Genomic DNA, 19,656 nt, shown 5'->3' with positions numbered 1-19,656 from the left:
GAGTTGAATTCATATATCCACCTGAAAAACCCACAGACCACCAATTATCAGGTGTTCCTTGAACATTAATTCCTGTGCTGAACTCGTGAATGTCAATAATACTCATGGTTTTAATCCTCATCTAATGCTTTATGACGTTGACCTGTACAGAGCCAATAAATCGGTGAAACTAAACCAAACGGTCGCCACTTTCTCGGTTCTTTAATAACTGAAGTTGTTCCTCCTCTATCTCGTTGTTTTAAAATGGTATTCGGTTGAGGATATTCTTTTCCTAGTGTACCAAAAGATGAAAGGGCAAAATAGTCAACAAAACCTAATTTTCGACTTTGCCACGTTTCTAATTTTCCCATCATTTTCGGAAAAAGACTATCCATTAACACCCTAGAATTATGTCGTCCTGTCCATAATTGAGACAATTCGCATTTACTGATAGATAAAGCGATTCTTCTCTGTTTATGCTGTAAATCGGCTTGATCCAAAGCTGCAAAAAAAAGTTCTAAACTGTTAGCATATTCCTGATCTTTGGCATAAGCTGTCCCATCTACTAAGAATAAAATACCCGTTGATCTAATACAATCATCTAAATAATCCATTAGTAAAGAATTATTAGATTTCCTGATTAAATCTTTAAAAAATTCTCCGCCATAATCTTTACAATTTACGGTTAACTTTACCGATGGAGAGCCAAGTTTTGAGAGTTTAAACTGATCTTTTAGCAATATCTGTAAACCGTAGTCTTTAACTTCCACAACATTAGGCTTTAATGGCGTTCCTTTTAATTCTAATCCTTGCTCTAAAACATCTTGAGCATATTTGATTAATTCTTGACTGGCTAGTAAATCCCCAATGGGAGTAACGGTTTGAACTGGACTATTAGGATTTGCATTTGGCCAATAAGCGAGAGAGGCCATATAAACCGTTTTTCCTGAACGGCGGTCGCCAATAACCCGAATATCCGCACTTTCAACAGTCAGATCCGAAGTCTGAGAATTAACTTTTTGTTTTAGCCATGTTAAGGGGTTCATTTTGTTGTTGATTTAGAAGTTTGAGCAATCCATAAAAGCGGTTCAATTAAATTATAGGGTTTCCAGACTTCAGGTTGCCTTAAGACAGAAGCTGGTTCTCCTTTGACAATTCGGTCTAATCGATTAGGACGAGGATCGGTCTGTGATAAAATTCCAAAAGTAGATAGAGCAAAAAACTTAAGGGTATTAGGCTTTAATTTTTGTCTTAACAAATCTTTGGTTTTTTTGAGATGTACGTCGAATAAATCTCGTTCAGGTTCAAATCTTCCTGTCCAAATTTCTCCCGTTTCACATTTAGTCATTACTACCGCTATTTTATAATTACTATCGACATTATTTCTATCCATAATTTCTAAAAAATTCTTTAACATATTATGATATTTGTTATCCGCTCCTAACTCCCAACTTGTTAACAACACGATACACCCAATTTTATTAGTAAAAAAATCCTTAACAAATTCTTCGTCTTCATTACTTAAAAAACTAGATTTTTCCAAATCATCAAAAAGCTCTCCTGAGTAATCTCTGGTGGTAATTGTGATTCTTTGACTAGCTTTAAAGCGACTAGGCTTATAATCAATAAAAAAACTAAAATAAGGAAGCTGAAATACTGTCTTATCTCTTTTTTTTGTTCCTTTAAAATCTTTTTGCGGTAACAGAATTCGTTCAGCGTCTTCTTTTAAATTTCTGGTGTCTTCATTTTGGATGGTTATAGTATATTTAATGCCTTGTTGATCCTCGTGATGACTATGATAAGCCAGACCTGCTAAATAGGTTGTTTTCCCCGATTTTCTTGGGCCGACAATCGCAATATTACCGCCATTCATAATAGATTCTCCTAAAAATTAATAGTGTTATTTAGCTAAATAACTTCCTAAGTAAATCCAAGGAAGCTCTAGTAATTCTCGATTGTCAATGGTGGTGATAAAACACCTGATAGATAAGTCATCTATATTCCTATTTAACTCATTGATATAAGAATGAATCGGGTTAAAATAGCGATGATAAACATACCTATCTTTTTGTTCCCAAGTCATCCGTTGATAATGGGGATTATAGGCGAGTTTTTGGGACTCTTCTTTCAGGTTGCCACAGAATAAGTCTGCTTTATTTAAACATAGTAGTAAATGTTCAATCCGTGAGCAATATTGTTTAAAAAATTTAACCCATCGGTCAAAACGATTGATCCACTGTTTTCGGGTGACAAATTCATGGTATTCAGGAAGATGAGGATCAAGAATTTCTCGATAAGGTGCAAGAATTAATAAAATTCCTTCCGCATCTTGAAGATGGTCAATAAAATTTTGCCATTCACTGGGATTTTGAGACTGCCAACTGGGTCGCCAAATTTCTCCCGGGGTATCTAACCAATTGGTCATAATGGTTTTTTCTCCATTGGGAAGATGAACTTTAACCTCAAAATAGCGATCGTGAATGCTTTTTTCATCACGAGTTGCTATTGATTTATCCCCTTTAGCAATTTTTTGATACGCTACAGAGTCCACCATGACAAATTGATGATTAGGATTAACTAGCTCCAGCGCTAAATGGGTTTTTCCCGCCGCGCGATCGCCAATATAGATCACTCCTCCCAAAATTAACCACCTCCTTGTCTTAACTGAGTCATAGCTAGGGTTCCTCCTTATATAGTGATAGCGTATATTTCTCTATCGATCCACCCCTGACCTCTTATGCCATCTTGACCTAAATTGTTACAAAACTTTACAAAACTCGTTTTCCCTCCAGGGTGATTATATAGTAATTACTGACGGCGGCCGAAGTGTACGTCGAAAATGGTGCAATTATACTAAATCCGTTGAGTATAGGCTACTTATGGGGACAGGCACTCATGCAAAAGGCAACAGGAGAGATAAATAATCAGTCTTTAATAACCAGATGTAGTATTAAAGCTTATTTTCGAGTATTGTAAAGTTTTGTAAAAAATATATGCAAATAACTGCAAACAACTGCTAATATGGTTAGTACAAGGCCTACATTGCAGTTCACATGAAACTATCAGATTATGCTAAGAAAAAAGGGATCAGTTATGACACTGCTTGGAGAATGTGGAATCGAGGGCAGTTACAAGGAGAACGTCTTCCTACAGGAACAATTATTATTTTTGAAGATGACCGTTCTTGCGGTGAAAATAAAGTAGCTATTTATGCGCGAGTTTCTAGTTCAGAAAATAAATCTAACTTAGAGACTCAGGCAAAAAGATTGGAAGCTTATTGTATGGCGAAAGGCTATCAAATTGTTCGAGTAGTTAAAGAAGTAGGAAGTGGAGTCAATGATCATCGAAAGCTATTATTAAAACTTCTAGAACAAACTGATTATAATTTGATTGTCGTAGAACATAAAGATCGTTTAAGCAGAGTAGGGTTTAATTATCTGAAAGTTCTTTTAACTCAAACAAATAGAGATATAGAGGTCGTTAATCTAGCAGAAGAAAGAAAAGACGATTTAATGCAAGACTTCGTGAGCATAATTACCTCATTTTGCGCTCGATTATACTCATTAAGAGGACGAAATAGAAAGACAGAATGTTTAATTAAATGCCTTGAGGAGAATGATGAAATTAGTTCAAAAACATCTAATTAAATTTAATCACAAAAATTATTCAGTAATTGATAAATTAGGATTTTTATCGAAGAATCTGTATAATTGTGCTGTTTATTTAAACCGTCAAGTTTTCTTTTCACATCAACCATTTTTAACAATGACTGAGTTACATCATGCCTTAAAAATGAGTCCAGATTATCAAGCCTTACCCGCCAAAGTAAGTCAGTTAGTATTAAAGCAAGTAGAAAAAACCTTTAAATCCTACCAAAAAGCGAAAGAACAATACAAAAAATCGCCAGATAAATTTACAGGAGAGCCTAAGTTGCCAAGATACAAAGACAAGGAAAAAGGTAGAAACGTTTTAACTTATAACTATCAAGCCATTTCTAAAAAAGCGTTGAAGCAAGGTTTAATCAAGCTATCAGGGACTAATTTAGAATTTAAAACTAATTTAAAGGAAGTCTTAGAGGTCAGGATTATTCCTAAATTGGGTGCTTATTGTTTAGAGATTGTCTATGAACAACCATCCTCATCAAGTCAAGAGGGAGAAAGATATGCTTTTATCGATTTAGGCTTAAATAACCTAGCTGCTGTTACCTCTAATATTCCCGAATTTCAGCCAACTTTAGTATGTGGAAAAGCCTTAAAATCCTGCAATCAAAAGTACAACAAGACACTAGCTAAACTCAAATCGGAATTACCCAGTCTACAGAAGACCAGTAAAAGAATACAAGGTTTAACTTTAAAGCGTAATTGCCAGGTGGATTATTACCTCCACACCGCTAGTAAATATATTATTGATAAATTACTAGCTCATCAAATTAACCTTTTAGTTATTGGTCATAATCAAGGCTGGAAACAAAACATTAATATTGGAGATAGAAATAACCAGTCATTCGTAAATATTCCTCATTCAAGGTTTATCGAACAACTTACCTATAAAGCAAATTTAGTAGGAATAGAGGTCAAAACAACTAATGAAAGCTATACCTCTAAATGTAGTTTCTTGGACTTAGAGTCTATTCAAAAGCAAAAAAGCTATTTAGGCAAGAGAATTAAAAGAGGACTATTCAGAAGCTCGTCGGGTTATTTCTATGGAGCAGATATTAATGGTTCCTTAAATATTGGAAGAAAGGTAGTCGGAGAGGCCGCCTTTAGCGGGAATCCGATAGAGAGGTTCGTAGTTAACCCAGTACGGGTCAAAGCGTACAAAGCTAATTCTAGATGCAATATTTGCGTACAGAATTAGTAACTATAACCAAGAATTATCATGAAATTAATCCTAATTTTGCTCAATGTCAAAAAACTCTGCATAAATCTATCCCCTCGCTACGATATACCTTATAGAAGAATCCTGACCATCCCTTGAGGAGTTACCCATCCTACCCCTATGTTAATCATCCTAAGACTCATCCTTTACTTTTGCGCTGGTATGATTTCTGCCCTGTTAGGCTGGTTTTTGAGCCAATTGGCCTTTATCCTCTTAGAAGGGATCAGTGATCTTCCAGTGGTTGGAGTCATCAGTCAAGTGAGACAGTGGGAAGAAATTATCGTTTTTCCGTTGGTTTCGGTTTGTTTAGCGGTGGGAATGGTTTTCAATGAGCTTTTTATCACAAATCCGACTCGTTTCTCTCGTAATCTCAAACGCTCTAAGAAAGCTCTTCTTTTTCGAGCGATTCCCATTGGTTTTGGGGTAGGATTAGCGATCGCTATCCTCTTACAACTATTTTATCTGCCTCAATTCAAGTTAGATGAAAAACCGATTAGAGTTTTAGGATGGTTATTTTTAGGGGGAATAGTGGGATTAATTGAAGGGTTAGTATGGCCTTTTTTTAGTAACTCCGCAGGGAATAAAAAACGTTACCGAAAACGACTCCGGATGAGTCTCTTTTTTGCTATTATAGCTAGTTTTGCTGCAGCTATAATATTTGAAGTAGTAAGAGGCTCATCTAATCAGGTGACAGACTTATTTCAGCAAATAGAAGATCCCTTAGGCTTTTGCATTTTAGGTGGTCTTTTAGGAGGGGCTTTAACTTTCACCACTTCTCCTAGTTTTCACACCGCTTTAAGGGCTGGAAAAGGCTTTGAATATAGGGATTATCAACAAGATCCTAATGATCCTCCTGAACCAATTGATAATTACGTTCCAGATAAAATTCTGAAAAAAGGGTTTAATATTTTATGGGTTAAGCCAGATAATCAGTCTATGTTAATTCCTTTTCCTAAAAATAGAATTAAAGAGGGTAAAACCATTAAATTAGGAGGGAGTGAACCGAGAAAACAAAATGGTCAACAAATTGGTTCAGATATTTATATTGAGGGATTACCTCTCTATATTGGTCATTTTTTAGTTACTAATGAAGGAACAGAATTCTTCCCAAAAAAAGATATGTTTCATCAATTTGAGATTAAAGGTATTTCCTTAACCAGTGCTGCTTCCGTATCTGTTAAACACAATGATTTAATTGTTTTTGAAAACAATAATCAAAAATATCGCTTTGTGTATTATGATTATGAGGGATCGATTCCCGTTATTTCAGGGAAAGCCCAAGAGAATCTTGACCTTCGTTTTGTCTCAGATGAATATGGTAATAGAATCGAAGAAGGGTTATCTATTGAGTTACCAGAAAAATCGTCTATCAAGATCACCATTGGAGGAATTGATTTTAAAAAAATCTCAAATGATGAGATAATTGGCTCTGATATTTATCTTCCTGATACAGAACCTTATCTGGGGGAAATTGTTGTTACTAAACAAGATGCAACACTGATTCCCAATCCTAAAAGTTCTGGGAATATTCAAATTCAACGTATTCAACGTAATGGTAATCCTATTCCTGTCAAAAGAGAAATTAGCCTAAAACATAATACCCTAATCACTTTTATCACCAATGAAACAGATGATTATCAACCTAAAATGTACCGATTTGTTTATTATAACCGATTCCTAGATCCCGATGCTTAACCTACTGTTATAGTTAACCTGATTGAGTCTTCAGACATCAATAAAAAGCCTCGGTAACTAATGGTTATAATTGTTTTAAATCAGTTGAGGCACTTCGATAAGTAGATGGGTGGAATTAAATCTAAGATGAACGTAGGTTGGGTTGAAGTATGAAACCCAACACCCGCATGGGTTACGAAGTGCGCTAACCCATCCTACAAATGATTGTACCTCCCTACTTAGAAGTTAATTTCGTGATAGCATAACCCCCCATGAACAGAGCATCGACTTACTATCTACTAACTAAGGATTGAGACAACAATGTTTAAAATTACTACCCTGTCCCGAAAGTTGATTGATTTTACCAGTTTAATGATTGTTACGTCTGGAATTTTATTAATTTCTGATATGGTTCAAGCAAAAACAACAGACATTATTAGCTATCGAGAAGAACAAAATAAAGTCACTTTACGCCTTAAAGTAACCGATAGTGAAAAGAAACCAATAATCACGCTAAAAAAGGAAGATTTTAAATTACAAGTAACAGATATGACTAACAATAAGTTAGTTGCACCCTCTGATACTGATAAAGGTTATTCTGATATACCTTTTAAATTTAAAAACCCCCTAGAAGCTGAACCCCCTCCTGCTTATATCTTAGTTCTTTTAGATATGAGTGGAAGCATGAACTGTTCAACCGATTTAGACAGTAAGGGAGTTTGTAATAAAGCAGTTCCCAAAGGGAAAAGAAAATTAGATGCTGCGCTTTCTGCTTTAACTACCTTTATTGAAGAAGCGAAAAAAAGAGGAGGAAACACTAATGTTGCGATTATTCCTTTTGGTTATGGCTGTACTTATAAACCCATTAAAAACCTAGAAGATTTTAACAAGTTATATAGTGTTAGTGATAGCAAGACAACGGCTGCTATTACAAATCTTCAGAAACAAACTCCTTGTGCTGCAACTAATATTTATGATACATTAGGAAAAGCCGTTGAATTTTTCACAAATCCTCCAACGGATGAATTAAAGAATAAATTTTATCCTTTTGATGAGAAAAAAGCTGAACCCATTGAACCGAAACCTCGTTTAGCGGTTATTCTTTTAAGCGATGGGTTTGATACTCAATATGATAGTCGGGATGAGAAAAAAGCTAGACAACTACAAAAAACAAAATTAGAGGAAATTAAAGGAAAGTTAGGGGATAATCCTCAAATCACTATTCATACATTAGGTTATGGTTTAAATGCTGAACAATTACAAAAAAAGTTTGGAACTTCGCAATGGAGTGAAATCAACCGTCAACCCTCAAAAGATAACGGTAAAATAAAATCAGGTAAAATACCATCAAATGAATATCTTGATGTTTATGGATTAGAACAAATTAGTAAAATCACCCCTAATGGACTGTTTGCTATTTCTGGAAACTCAGAAGAAATCGCTAGTAGTTTACGCCTCTTTTTAGACGCTATTTTAGGAGAATATGAAGTTACCTATACTCATCCTAACCCTCAAAGAGGAAGACTCTATAAAACAAGCGTAACGGCAGATAATATTAGCTCAGAAGCAACTGAATGTAAACAATCGGATATTGAAAAGAAAAACCAATGCGAGAAATCTCGTTTCATCGAATATCGTGGAGTTAATTTCGGACGCACTGCTTCTTCTTCAATATGGGGAATAAGTGCAGGATTACTCCTGATTTCTGGAATAGTTTGGTTTTCTTTTTATTGGGGGTGGAGAAAGAAAATCGAAGATGAAGAAAGGGGGACAAGTGGTCAAAGTTCCCCTTAATCAAGAGGATTTAATTTTCCTAAAATTAAATCGGGTAAAATCTGTCTTATACCTGAAAAAACCCCAGCAAAAAGGAGAGTTAAGTAGTTGGTTATAATTAAATTGAAGATAGACTTTGAGTTCTATTCTTCCTTAATCCCCCCTTAATCCCCCCTTAATAAGGGGGGTGTCGATCCCCCCTTAATCCCCCCTTAATAAGGGGGGTGTCGATCCCCCCTTAATCCCCCCTTAATAAGGGGGGTGTCTGACAGTTTTTAACACCTAACTACTTAACTAATGAAAATACAAACATTCTTAGAACATTTTTGTCTTCATGATAGTGGGATAGATAACTGTCAATATTTCCCCATTGAACAACAATTAATTCTCACCCTTGAATTACCTGAACCTGAAAATACAATAGGTTACTTATACTTTTTTGGGGTAAAAAACCTCATCAGTGACCCAAATATTAATCAAATTCAATGGGGAGAACAATGTAACGGAGTCATTTTAAATATTGCGGTTTCTGCTTCACCTGATTCCCTTAACGAACAAATAGAAATACTGTTAGAAGTTGTGGATTATCCCAAGAAAATTAAAACCATTTTTGTTCTCAATTTTTTAGCGTTTGATATTAAATGGATTCCCCTTAAGTAGCTGGTTATAATTAAATTGAAGATAGATTTTGGGTTCGATCCCTCCTCAATCTCCCCTTATTAAGGGGATGCCGATAGGTGGGGAGATATGATAGATTTTAACACCTAACTAATCAACAGTTATTCTAGGAACAATTATGGCTATTTTAATAGGTAGAATATTCGGACGAATTATCTCTAAATCACCCCAAAAAACATCTTCTCCTAAACCACAAAATTCTCAACAAACTCCTTCGTCTAAACCTGCTCAAAGTCAACTCAATCCGAATCAATTACCCAAAGATACTCAGGAATTAGTTCAACAAGGTTGGAAAGATGTAACCCATCCAAAACAAGCGCAGTTAGGACAAAGAGAACTCGAACATCCCGATGGAAACTTAAAGGTTTCTTTTCACCCGGCCAGAGAAGGACAACCGGGATGGAAAGGAAAAGATCACTATCATATTCATAACCCTAATGCGACTGGAAAACAAAATTATTACTTAGATGCTCAAGGAAATCCAGTTGCTAGAGGAGCAGATGCGTCTCATATTTCTCCTTCTTCCTCTCAAACCCCATCTACTCGCTTTGAAAATTTACAAGACCTTAAAACAAATACTCCCACTTCTCAACCGAATAATACCCCTAACTCTAGTCCAACTTCTCAGACTTCTTCCTCTCCTTCTCCTCATCATTAATTAATATTTACTGTTGTATTTAATCAATTCTGGGATTAAATGTCTTATAATAAGATAAGGTTTTTAATCCAAGTAAAAATATGAATCAAAAAGAAGCTCGTGCTTACGCTGAACAACTCAATCAAGACCCCGGATGGCGCGAGGTTTTAGATAAATGTCCCTGTACTAAAACAGAAGCAGAACAATCACCCAAGTTTGAACAATCACAGCTTTTCGTAGAAACTTATCATCCCGGTGCTGAATCTGCTTTTCGTTCTACTGAAGCAACGACTTATCAACATTCAGTCTTAGAAAAAATGCACGTCGGACAACAATGTACTTATGATAAATCAGGTCATTTAATCACCCAAGGACCTGGCGCAGGAACACCGGATTCTGTTTCTCCAGAATATGGAACTTATAGTCATTATACCAAAGATGTTTTAACTCATAAAGCACTAGGCCATCAAGAGTATAATCAAACATGGACACCCAATCAAGGCGATAATTGTGGGACTCGTTTTCAGAATCTCAATGAGCTTAAAAATGCCACAATTAACCCATCAGAACAAAGTTTAAATCCTTCTTCTCCTAATGTTAACTCAACTCAATCCCATAGTCCATCTCCTAATTTTTAATATTTTTAACTTTCCCCTATTAATCTAACAAAATTCCTAGTGGAGGCGCAGGGGTTGCGCCCTATAATATTGAGTTTGCGTCCTAGGTTTTAATTAGGGTCTGCTGAAAAAGTTTTTCGGTGGGGGTAGGAGTCAGGAGTCAGGAGTCAGGAGTCAGGAGTTTATCCTATTTTCTTGCACTAACATCGGACTTTAACAGGTCAAAAGCTTTATTTTAAAAGGGTTTTACCATTATTCAGCAAGCCCTAATTAACCTCAGATTATTTCTCTGGATTCTCAAGGATAGCACGCTTTAAGTTAACCAGTTTGACATAACTATCGGTGATAGTCTTTTGTTTAGTTAACTCCTCAATAATTAAACCATCAAGATTAATATTTCGTGCAATTTTTTTGGTTATTTCATCTTGATAGTTGTCAAATAATTCTAGTAACTCTTTCTCTAAATCTTTTGTATGATTTTCGAGAGTTCGACGAATATTTTGATTCAAGGGTATGACAATAGTTTCGATGAATTCTTCTAGTTCTGTTTGATACATTTGCAGAACTTTCTCTATTTCTTTAAGCTTATCCGATCTTGTTTTAGTCCTTAAAAGTTTATCAGATTCGGATAATTCCTGCTCTTGACAATCTTTGAGATTTAGTCCAATCCTTTGTAATTCACTCCCATATTGATAGAACAAAGCATCAGCTAAACCGCTTAATCTCATAGAAATATCTCGCTCACATAATTTATCTTCTAATTTCTCCATCATTTCTTCAGGTAAATATTCAGGATTAATGATTTCTAACGCAGTTAATAACTTACTGAGTCGTTGAATAAAAAAACTATCAATGACTGAGATTAACCGTTTTCTCATTAACAATGTTAACTCAACTTTCTTATCCAAAATATAGGGTAATTCGGCTAAGTTATAATCCATATCTACTCCTGTTGAGATTTCATTTAGCAAATCCAACCGATTAATGTCTTGAATTTTTTTCGACAATTCTTGATTAATTGCTTGAGTATCAGATTCTTGCCAAAAAGAGGATTGTTGTGTAGTCCGAATCTCTTGAGAAAACTCTGTGGCTTTTTGCTTAAGTTGTTCAATTAATGAGCGCAGCTTTTTATTAATCTCAACAGATTTTGTTTCCTCTTCAGGATTCGTGCTTTCACTATAAGAATCGTCAAGGGGTTTAAGACATCCATCTAAAATGCGAATAATTTGCAATAATTCCTTTTTCGCATCATCGATAAACTCGTCTTTTGCACCTTGATTTAAATAGTTAAACAAGGAATCAATAAATTGAGAAAAAGTGATGATGTCTGGATGGGTTAGAAGCGAGTTTGCCGTGGTTTGATTTAACTCTTTTTCCTCCTTAATTATTCCAGATTTGATTAAATTTCCTAATCCTTCTTTTAGGTTTGGACTCTCATCAATAGTTCCTTCAGATACCAACTTTAAGAGTAGGTAATTAAAAGCAGACGTTTGAAACTGACGCTCTGCATTAATACTAAAACTATAAGTTTTAGCCTGTGCTTTAAAAGAGTCTAAAGATTGAGTTTGTTCTAGTTTACTATTAGCAGCATCCCACTTATTAATTACCCAGAAAGCTCGTTCAATAATAGTAGGATTCTGTTGATTAATCTTCGAGAGAAACTCAATTTCTTTACCTTGAAGAACCTTATCATGAGGACTACAAACCACAAAAGCTTTGGCTTTTTCTTTGATATAAGATTTAGTAAATTCCTCGTGACGTTTATTATCCACACTCAGTCCGGGTAAATCTACTAAAACAATATCATCTCCTAGATTTAGATTCTCTAAAAATACTTCAATTTTATCAACATAAATCGCTCCTACATATCCTTCAACATAATTTCTGAGTTCTGATAAAGTCACTTCTTTAATGCCTTTATAAGCGTCATTTCCCCAATTACTTAAAAGTGCTTGAAGCTTGATTAAAGCTTGTTGATCAATAGCTACTTCTGTGTCTTGTTGGTAGGTTTGAACGGCTTCTTTAATCCGCATGAAATGTTTACCGATTGCCTCTTGTCTTTGTAAATTTTGATCAATTTTTTTCTCAATATCACTAACAAAACTATCCCAAAGCTCTAGTCTTGCTTGCTCATCCATAAAGTAAATCACTGCTTTTTCAGCTTGACCTTTTTTAATCAGGGTGGGAAAAGCAGTGGTCGGTTGATTGGTTGCAGGTAAAATTTCCCGTCCTAAAATAGCGTTAATCATCGTTGATTTTCCCGCAGAATAAGAACCTAAAAAAGCAACAGGAAATTCTGTTTGTCTTAATTTACGTATCCAATCTCTTTTTTGCTCTATGATTAATTTTTTATTAGTTTCACTCCCCAAATAAGGTAAAACAGCTTCATAAATCGTGAAATATTCTTGGAAGTATTGAATCATTTTTTGAGCATTAGTAGGAGTAACCATTTGAATTATTCTTTGTCTTGATAGGTACGAGGTTGAGAGTTAATCAGAAATCGGACAGATTGATTTCCTTATTTCTTTATCGTCATTGTGTCGGGAGTTTATGCAAGGAATTTTTTTCAACTCGTGATTAAGCCACAAAAATTAAGATATTTAAGTTTTATTTAGCTAATTTTACTCTCAGGATGTAAAAACCCCTCATTAACTCAAGATTTAAGCCAATGTCCCCGTCATTCATCGATTCTCTTAAAATAGGAAAATGTTATACCATTTTTCAAAAGTAATGGCAGAGATGGTTAATTGCCCTCACCCCCAACCCCTCTCCCTTTCTGGAAGAGGGGAGTAAGATGCCTGCTACGAATAAAGAAAAATGGTATTAGTTCACTTGTCCTCAATAGTAGTCCTCAAGTCTTATCGGGATTTGTTTCCGAAAAAAACAGGGTAGGATATGAGTTTAAGGCTAAAAAAGGGGATAAACTCGACTATATCAACAAATTTTAGATGAGACAACCCCTTCTGAAGACGATCGCTATCTTTTGCCACTCACCACACCCAAAGGTTCTCAAACCTAGGAAATTACCCTAAGTTTAACTCAAGAGAGGGTAATCCCTCCAGAGAGCGGCATAAAATCTCCCGTCGATGACGATAAAGAAAAGTAGTCTCTAGCATCTTCCCCTTCCACTGAACAAAAAAACGATGAAAATCCCCCAGAAAACCACCCCAAAACGGTCATTTACCCTCAAAAAACGATTGGGAATTTTCAATTCTATCAATCAATGTTTTCTAATAGTCAAAAAAGTGATACAAAATTACAGGCCAATCGTTATCAGTATTGTTATAATTGGTGTGGTTCAGTTTAAACAACAACAATTAAAATTAATAATTATGAAGAATCTTCTTAGAAATCGATGGTTGATATTAAATTAAAGCTATGAATGAAATCTGGTTCAAGTAGTGAACAAAGCTTAGGTTTATTTTAAATTAGACAAGGAGGAAAATGGAAATTAGTAAAGTTAAATTACTCTAAAACAATAGGGTAACATATTTTCTAAAAACCTGTCTTTTATCATCCATAAAGCTTGTTCTAATACCCCAACGTCTAGATATAAAAATAATCAAGGAACAAAAAAAATGACAAAATATCAAAAACAATTCTTTTATTTTATTACTTCAATTATTTTAGGAGGATGTAACTTTAATTTTAATGCTCCTAAATCTCCACCTGTTAACAATTTTACTGAACTTTCAAAAGATTGTCCAACTCAACCCCCAAGTGAATTGATTTTAAGAGATACTAAAGACATTGACTTAGATAATTCTCTTAAAGAAATAGATAAGGGAGAAATGAGTTCTCAACAAACAGTTGGTTATCGTTTTACAGGAAAAAAAGGACAAAATTTAAAGTTTAAATTAGAAACTAATGAAGTTTGTTTATGGATTATTAATCCTAGTAATCGTATTTTTACCGAGAAAACTTTAACTGAAAATGGAACTTATTTAGTTCAATTAGCGACGACTAATGGAAAAAAAATTAACTATCATTTAAGCATGGGATTAGAGATTAATTCACCCTCTCCCTCTCCAAAATCTTCTCCTAAACCAACTCCATCTCCTCTGGGCAAATTCTCTCAAGATGATGCAGTTGAACTGGTAAAAAACTGGTATAATGCAAAACCAAGAATCTTTGGGAGAAACTATCAAACGAGTGAAGTTGAGCAATATACAACAGGTATATTAAAACACGAAACCCTTGAAAAATGTAATGATGGAGTATGTGGAGGATCGGTGGGTTGGTTAAAAAAATATGGTTGTTATTATACTTATGATTCTTCAGAAATTAAGAGGGTTGTTGATTTTAATTCATCAGAATCAGACCCGACTTTAACCATTAATGTAAGAGAAACTTTACAGCTTCATGGATCATCAGTCTATGGATGTGGAAAACCACGACAAACCTATCAAAAAAATGTCAGATATTCCTTCAAACAAGAAGGAAATCAGTGGAAAATCATAGCGTATCAAGTAAGAGGTTAAACTATGAATAATCAAAAATACAACCCAAGAAAACGGCAAAAGCGTCAAAATCGCCAAAGACAAAAACGTCAGTTTAAAAGACTAATATCGTCATTAAAATCCTATTTATCCATTATAATTGCCTTAATAGTGACTGTCAGCATTGCTATTTTTATGCAAGTAAATTCTATCCACAAACTGAGTAATGTTAATGATGCTCCTCAACAAAACTCTGCTTTAGAAAAAGTAGAAAAAGACAATTCTAGTCAACCCAATAAATTACCTAATATTTTACCTCCTTCTCCTTCTCAAATACCAAATCCTCATCCTGAATTTTCTCGAAGTCAACCTCAACTACCTTCATTACTAACCTATAATGTCAAGGAAAGTCACCCTTTTTATTTTAATTCAAAACTTCAATTAATTGTCGATAAAATTGTTAGTTTAGCGAAATCTAGAAAGCTTCCGATTGATAAACTATCTATTAGTTTAATTAACTTAAATTCCCCGACTTGTTGTGATTATGCAGGTTATCAAGACCAAGAGTTACGCTATCCCGCCAGTATAGTAAAATTATTCTGGTTAGTCATGCTTTATCAACAATATTATGATCGGGGATTAACCCCGAAAGAAATCCCTTTAGAAAAACAAAAAATTATTGCCAAAGCAATTGAAGATTCTGATAATGAAGCTGCCAGTCAAATATTAGATCAAATTACTAAGACTGAATCCAGTCTTAAACCCCTACCCTCTGAGCAACTTTATCAATGGATTAATCAACGTTATTTAGTTAATGAATTTTATCAGAGAGCCGGTTATCCCTATTTGAATATTAGTCAAAAAACCTTTCCTATTTCCAATGATATAACTGAACCGATTGGACCGGATCAACAAATTCGACAAATTCAAGGAAAAGATTTACCACCTATTCGTAATTTTTTATCAACTTATGCCGTCGCTCGATTATTAGGGGAAATTGCTCAAGAGCAAACGATTTCCCCTGAGTATAGCCAAGAAATTAAACAATTATTAAAACGAGACTTAAATCCCTCAAAATGGCAACGAAAACCATTTAATCCCATTGCAGGATTTTTAGGAGAATCCTTACCACGAAAGACCGAGTTTTGGGCAAAAATGGGGTGGACTTTTAATAATCGAAATGATGCGGCTATTATCTCATCTCCTAATCGGGAAATTAACTATATCTTAGTAATTTTCGGAGACGATGCTGCTTATTATCAAGATAAACGATTTTTTCCTCTCTTATCCAAACAAGTCTTTGAAACAAGTTCCCTTCGGACTGACTCTCTTTAGGGTTTGCTGAAAAAGTCGTTCACGGAGTAAAGGGAATAGGGAATGGTTCGACTCAACCCTCCTATTAACTTATTTCAAAGGATAAAAGTATGGACGCAAAATACCAAGATAAAATTTGGTACGGCAGCAAGTTAAACCTATTAGAACGGAGTAATTATCTGACAAAGGGGAGAATCGAAGCAATGTTTTAATAAATTTACTATCCTTACTTTAGTTCCGTTTCTGTAAACCTACTAAACTATTTATACAAGAAAAGTTGGACTAAAATAGGGGTTGCTGAATAAATGTGAAATATAGACTAGGTAAGGGTTTTAGGGTCTTGTTTCGCAAAATAGGTGCAAGATTTTGAGAGAATCGTGCTTCAAAACCCTGGGTCTTCATCGGCCTGCTTCCTATAAGGATGAAGCATTCGGGCAATAACCTAGCGGTGAAACCGGAGATTTTCTATCCGAATGCTTCGCCCCTGCTTTTTCAGCAAACCCTAGATAAAGTCATTAATTACCATAAAATCAACTCATTTTGATGATTTTAAAAAAGGTAAATATTTATGATAATTTTTCGCTAAATGGGGAAGAGATGTAATTTTTTGATTCATCTTAAAGCATTGATAGTTTTCATCAGTGGAGAAAGAAAAAAAGATGTATTGTTTATCAGAACTATAGTCTAAATTGAATCCTCGTGATACATTGGAAGTTTCTGGTAGTTGAGTCAATTCATTCTTATTCTTAAATTGCTCATTTTCAAAAGTATGAATTTCTATCTGAATAAGGTTGTCTTGTAGCAACTTAACTAAACCAGAGTTTTTAGCATATCCATAATAAAGAAACTTTTTATCCTTATTGGTTGATCTATCTTCTGGTTCTTCTTTGGCTATTAAAACTCCCAATTCTGGTTGAAATAAACTAGGAGAATTGGGTTCTTTTCTATAGATAATTATACGGGTTTCTTCAACTAAAGGAAGATAAGTATTTGAAGATGATAAAAATTCCTTTAATACCTGAGTTTCAATTTCAGGAAAACTATATTCTTCATCACTTTGAAATGATACCATCAAAAACTTGTCATATCCTTCAGGAAAGGCATCTTGATCATATTCAATAGTAATATCATCACCTTGAACAGTTTCTTTATTGGTTTTAATGGTCAGCTTTTGATTATCTTCAATATCCTTAGGTAAAATAACTTTATAGGTATATTTTTTATGAGATGTTGAAATTGAATCATTTTCGGATTTATCGACAAAAGTTCCTGTAAAACGCTGTTTTTTTGAATTATAAACATCTACAGTGTATTCTAGAGAATCTTTTATTCTGCCCTCAATTACACGAAAACCTGAAGAATAACCAACTGACCATATTATCAGCATTATCAGCAATCCCGAAACACTGACACCGACAACCACCCATCCAGGTAATTCTTTAATTTTTTTTATCAGTGTTGATGAAGTAGTAGGAGGAGGAAGTATTGGGGGAGATGAAGTAGTAGGAGGAGGAAGTATTGGGGGAACTGTTCTAGCTTGATGGAATAAAGCCGTGATAGAACAAGAACCATAAAAGGAGTCAGCATTGTTTGCTAGAGATAAATATAGTTGGGTCTGATGATGAGCAATATGTGTATCACCAGCTTCAAGCAATTTACTAAGAAATTTTTCGAGAAACTTCTTAGAGTCTTCTAATTCAATTTTTTCTCTAATACACAAAACTTGTAATACTCCTTTTTCAAGCAAATTTTTTGCTACTGTTAATCCCTCACAGCAATTTAAGATAACTAACTGTTGATTAGCATTATGAGATGGGGAGAGTAAATTATAAAATTGATCTACTGTGATTGTATGCTCACATAACTTAATCGTTGCTCCATCTTCAGACCACTCAACGGATGGAGAAGTCCCATGACCAGTAAAATAAACGATATGATAATCATTTTGAGTAACCATACTAAGCAAGCTGTGGTACTCTTGGGGAGATTCTTCAATTTTGATAGCAAGCTTTTTAGAAGAAGGACCTGGATTATATTGTTTCTCAACTTCTGTTTTCCATTGCTCCCATTTACCAGAATGTTCTCGTGGATTATGTTCTGGATTAACCCCGAAGATAATAAGAATTTTCAATGTGCTTTGATTGTTTGTATTTGTAGGTGAAATAGTTTTAGGATGCAAATCAGGAATTGTAAAAACAACTCCTACTTTCTGTTTATGTTCATTTTTGAGAATCTCTAGTTGATGCCAAAATAATTTCTGTAGTTCTTCTTGTTTCGTTTCAATTATTAGCCTAAGTTTCGATGTTTTTTCTAATTCGTTTTCAATTATTTGTTGCAAGGTTTGACTCTCAATTTTAATCCTACTAAACCATTCATTTAGTTTTGTATTACTATTCCCAAATAGAGATCTGACTTTCTTTTTTTTATCTTTAATGCCATTTCGATCTGTTGTACCTAATAAAGCATTATATTCCTCGATCCAATCATCATAAGCCTCAACAGCGTCTGATGGATATTCAACAGAGAATTTGCTGGAATTATAATAACGGGGATTGTGGTTATCATCATCCCCAATTTTATAATAAAAATCTAACTCTGACGATTCTTCAGATTCCTTCTTGAAGATTAAAACTATATATCGCATTTAATTAGAGCCTCCTCAAATCTTTAAACAACTCTTAAAAACCCGATCCTGAACTTTTAAGACAATTGCGAATACTTGACTAGCCGCCTGTTTTAAAAAAGTCTCGTTGAAATAAGTTTTCTCAGAAAGATTAAATGTTTGTGTTTGCTGATCTGTATCATAAAAAGTCAGTTCTGATATAATTGGAAGTTGATGATCTTGTAATTCAATGAGTTCTATTTGCAATCTTCTAAGATTTTTCTTTTCAAAACTTACAGTTATTATCATTAGTATTTCATAAATTATATTATCGATTTCAAAATCAATTTTTTTTGTAATACGGACTCTGGAATCATCCATAAACGTTTGTAGTTTTAGTTTTGATTCGTAATCTTTTACTAACTTTAAAAATTCGTCATCAAGCAAATATCCTGCTTGTTTTACTTGTACATCAGTCATATTTCCTTTCCGATACTCTGAAACATTAATAGGAGTAGGAACAAGATAATAAAAAATATCCTCAAAAGGTTGAAAATCTCTAACATCAAAAGTCCTAGTATTGTCCTGTTGAGATTTGAAGGCTTTATCAAAATGCTTAAATCCTAACATTTCAACATAATTAAAATGTTCATGAAATTTGACACCAACACAGCCGACTCTGGTTTCTAATAAATGCTTTTCAATTTCAATTGATTCCTGTTTAGGTAAAATGGGAAGACATTCAATTCTACCAAAATCCTGAATTAATAAATCAGCGTCATTAGATGACAACAACCTTTTAAACTTATTCCAACAATCTCCACTTTCTAAATAGGATTCAAACTCGAACATTTGAAGACATTCGTGAACAGCAATAACCGATAAAGTATTCAAAAAAACTTGTTTGCCTTTCTTAACATTTCTTTGTTCAGATGCAAAAACAAGACCAATTTGTTGAGCTTCTTTGCTAATGGGAATTCCTAGCAAAGCTAATCCTTCGGGTTCTTGCCAAGATAATTGTCCGGATGCGGTTGAGTCATTCATAGGATTGTGAGTGGTCATAAT

Annotated in this window: 15 protein-coding genes; 9 read left to right on the top strand and 6 right to left on the bottom strand. The window is 34.3% G+C overall.

What is annotated here, in order from left to right; all coding sequences use genetic code 11:
- Nucleotides 1-110: 110 nt before the first annotated feature.
- From BGL89_RS04570 to BGL89_RS04560, 3 genes are read right to left on the bottom strand one after another with little or no spacing between them, the layout of a single operon-like run.
- Nucleotides 111-1,025 carry a hypothetical protein gene (locus tag BGL89_RS04570; RefSeq protein WP_286824657.1) on the bottom strand — a complete coding sequence of 305 codons (915 nt, stop codon included), beginning with the start codon at nucleotides 1,023-1,025 and terminating at the stop codon, nucleotides 111-113.
- A complete protein-coding gene (locus BGL89_RS04565) occupies nucleotides 1,022-1,852 on the bottom strand; it encodes a hypothetical protein (RefSeq protein WP_286824656.1) in 831 nt (276 codons plus the stop codon). Before BGL89_RS04565 ends, BGL89_RS04570 begins: the two co-directional genes overlap by 4 nt.
- Nucleotides 1,853-1,879: 27 nt before the next feature.
- Nucleotides 1,880-2,611 carry a hypothetical protein gene (locus BGL89_RS04560; protein ID WP_286824658.1) on the bottom strand — a complete coding sequence of 244 codons (732 nt, stop codon included), beginning with the start codon at nucleotides 2,609-2,611 and terminating at the stop codon, nucleotides 1,880-1,882.
- 421 nt (nucleotides 2,612-3,032) lie between these two features.
- Here BGL89_RS04560 and BGL89_RS04555 point away from each other — a divergent pair, with 421 nt between their 5' ends.
- The 7 genes from BGL89_RS04555 (at nucleotide 3,033) to BGL89_RS04525 (ending at nucleotide 10,257) form a co-directional block, all read left to right on the top strand.
- Entirely contained in the window at nucleotides 3,033-3,626 is a 594-nt protein-coding gene (locus BGL89_RS04555; RefSeq protein ID WP_286824655.1) for an IS607 family transposase, read from the top strand.
- Nucleotides 3,598-4,836 carry an RNA-guided endonuclease InsQ/TnpB family protein gene (locus BGL89_RS04550; RefSeq protein WP_046661938.1) on the top strand — a complete coding sequence of 413 codons (1,239 nt, stop codon included), beginning with the start codon at nucleotides 3,598-3,600 and terminating at the stop codon, nucleotides 4,834-4,836. The genes BGL89_RS04555 and BGL89_RS04550 overlap by 29 nt, the downstream gene beginning before the upstream one ends.
- A gap of 549 nt (nucleotides 4,837-5,385) precedes the next feature.
- A complete protein-coding gene (locus BGL89_RS04545) occupies nucleotides 5,386-6,552 on the top strand; it encodes a hypothetical protein (RefSeq protein WP_286824654.1) in 1,167 nt (388 codons plus the stop codon).
- A 300-nt stretch (nucleotides 6,553-6,852) separates the two neighbouring features.
- Nucleotides 6,853-8,325, top strand: a complete 1,473-nt coding sequence (locus tag BGL89_RS04540; RefSeq protein ID WP_286824653.1) for a vWA domain-containing protein — start codon at nucleotides 6,853-6,855, stop codon at nucleotides 8,323-8,325.
- Between the two features lie 276 nt (nucleotides 8,326-8,601).
- Nucleotides 8,602-8,964 carry a hypothetical protein gene (locus tag BGL89_RS04535; protein WP_286824652.1) on the top strand — a complete coding sequence of 121 codons (363 nt, stop codon included), beginning with the start codon at nucleotides 8,602-8,604 and terminating at the stop codon, nucleotides 8,962-8,964.
- A gap of 136 nt (nucleotides 8,965-9,100) precedes the next feature.
- Nucleotides 9,101-9,640: a hypothetical protein gene (locus tag BGL89_RS04530; protein ID WP_286824651.1), complete on the top strand. Its 540-nt coding sequence runs from the start codon at nucleotides 9,101-9,103 to the stop codon at nucleotides 9,638-9,640.
- An 80-nt stretch (nucleotides 9,641-9,720) separates the two neighbouring features.
- On the top strand, nucleotides 9,721-10,257 hold the full coding sequence (locus tag BGL89_RS04525; protein WP_286824650.1) for a hypothetical protein: 537 nt from the start codon (nucleotides 9,721-9,723) through the stop codon (nucleotides 10,255-10,257).
- A gap of 260 nt (nucleotides 10,258-10,517) precedes the next feature.
- Here BGL89_RS04525 and BGL89_RS04520 read toward each other — a convergent pair whose 3' ends face one another.
- Nucleotides 10,518-12,686, bottom strand: a complete 2,169-nt coding sequence (locus BGL89_RS04520; protein ID WP_286824649.1) for a dynamin family protein — start codon at nucleotides 12,684-12,686, stop codon at nucleotides 10,518-10,520.
- Nucleotides 12,687-13,814: 1,128 nt separating this feature from the next.
- Between BGL89_RS04520 and BGL89_RS04515 the strand changes: the two genes are divergently transcribed.
- A complete protein-coding gene (locus tag BGL89_RS04515; protein ID WP_286824648.1) occupies nucleotides 13,815-14,717 on the top strand; it encodes an ARC6/PARC6 family protein in 903 nt (300 codons plus the stop codon).
- A gap of 3 nt (nucleotides 14,718-14,720) precedes the next feature.
- Nucleotides 14,721-16,010, top strand: coding sequence for a serine hydrolase (locus tag BGL89_RS04510; protein WP_286824647.1), 1,290 nt, complete (start codon nucleotides 14,721-14,723; stop codon nucleotides 16,008-16,010).
- Between the two features lie 514 nt (nucleotides 16,011-16,524).
- On the opposite strand, the gene BGL89_RS04505 is transcribed toward BGL89_RS04510, so the two are convergent.
- Both BGL89_RS04505 and BGL89_RS04500 read right to left on the bottom strand, forming a co-directional pair.
- On the bottom strand, nucleotides 16,525-18,633 hold the full coding sequence (locus BGL89_RS04505; protein ID WP_286824646.1) for a CHAT domain-containing protein: 2,109 nt from the start codon (nucleotides 18,631-18,633) through the stop codon (nucleotides 16,525-16,527).
- Between the two features lie 15 nt (nucleotides 18,634-18,648).
- A complete protein-coding gene (locus BGL89_RS04500; RefSeq protein WP_286824645.1) occupies nucleotides 18,649-19,653 on the bottom strand; it encodes a DUF1822 family protein in 1,005 nt (334 codons plus the stop codon).
- Between the last annotated feature and the right edge of the window lie 3 nt (nucleotides 19,654-19,656).

It is taken from the genome of Microcystis sp. LSC13-02, from assembly GCA_002282935.1.
In the GTDB taxonomy this organism is placed as follows: Bacteria; Cyanobacteriota; Cyanobacteriia; order Cyanobacteriales; family Microcystaceae; genus Microcystis.
Note: the sequence above shows the minus strand (reverse complement) of the source record. Positions and strands in the feature narration are given on the sequence as shown.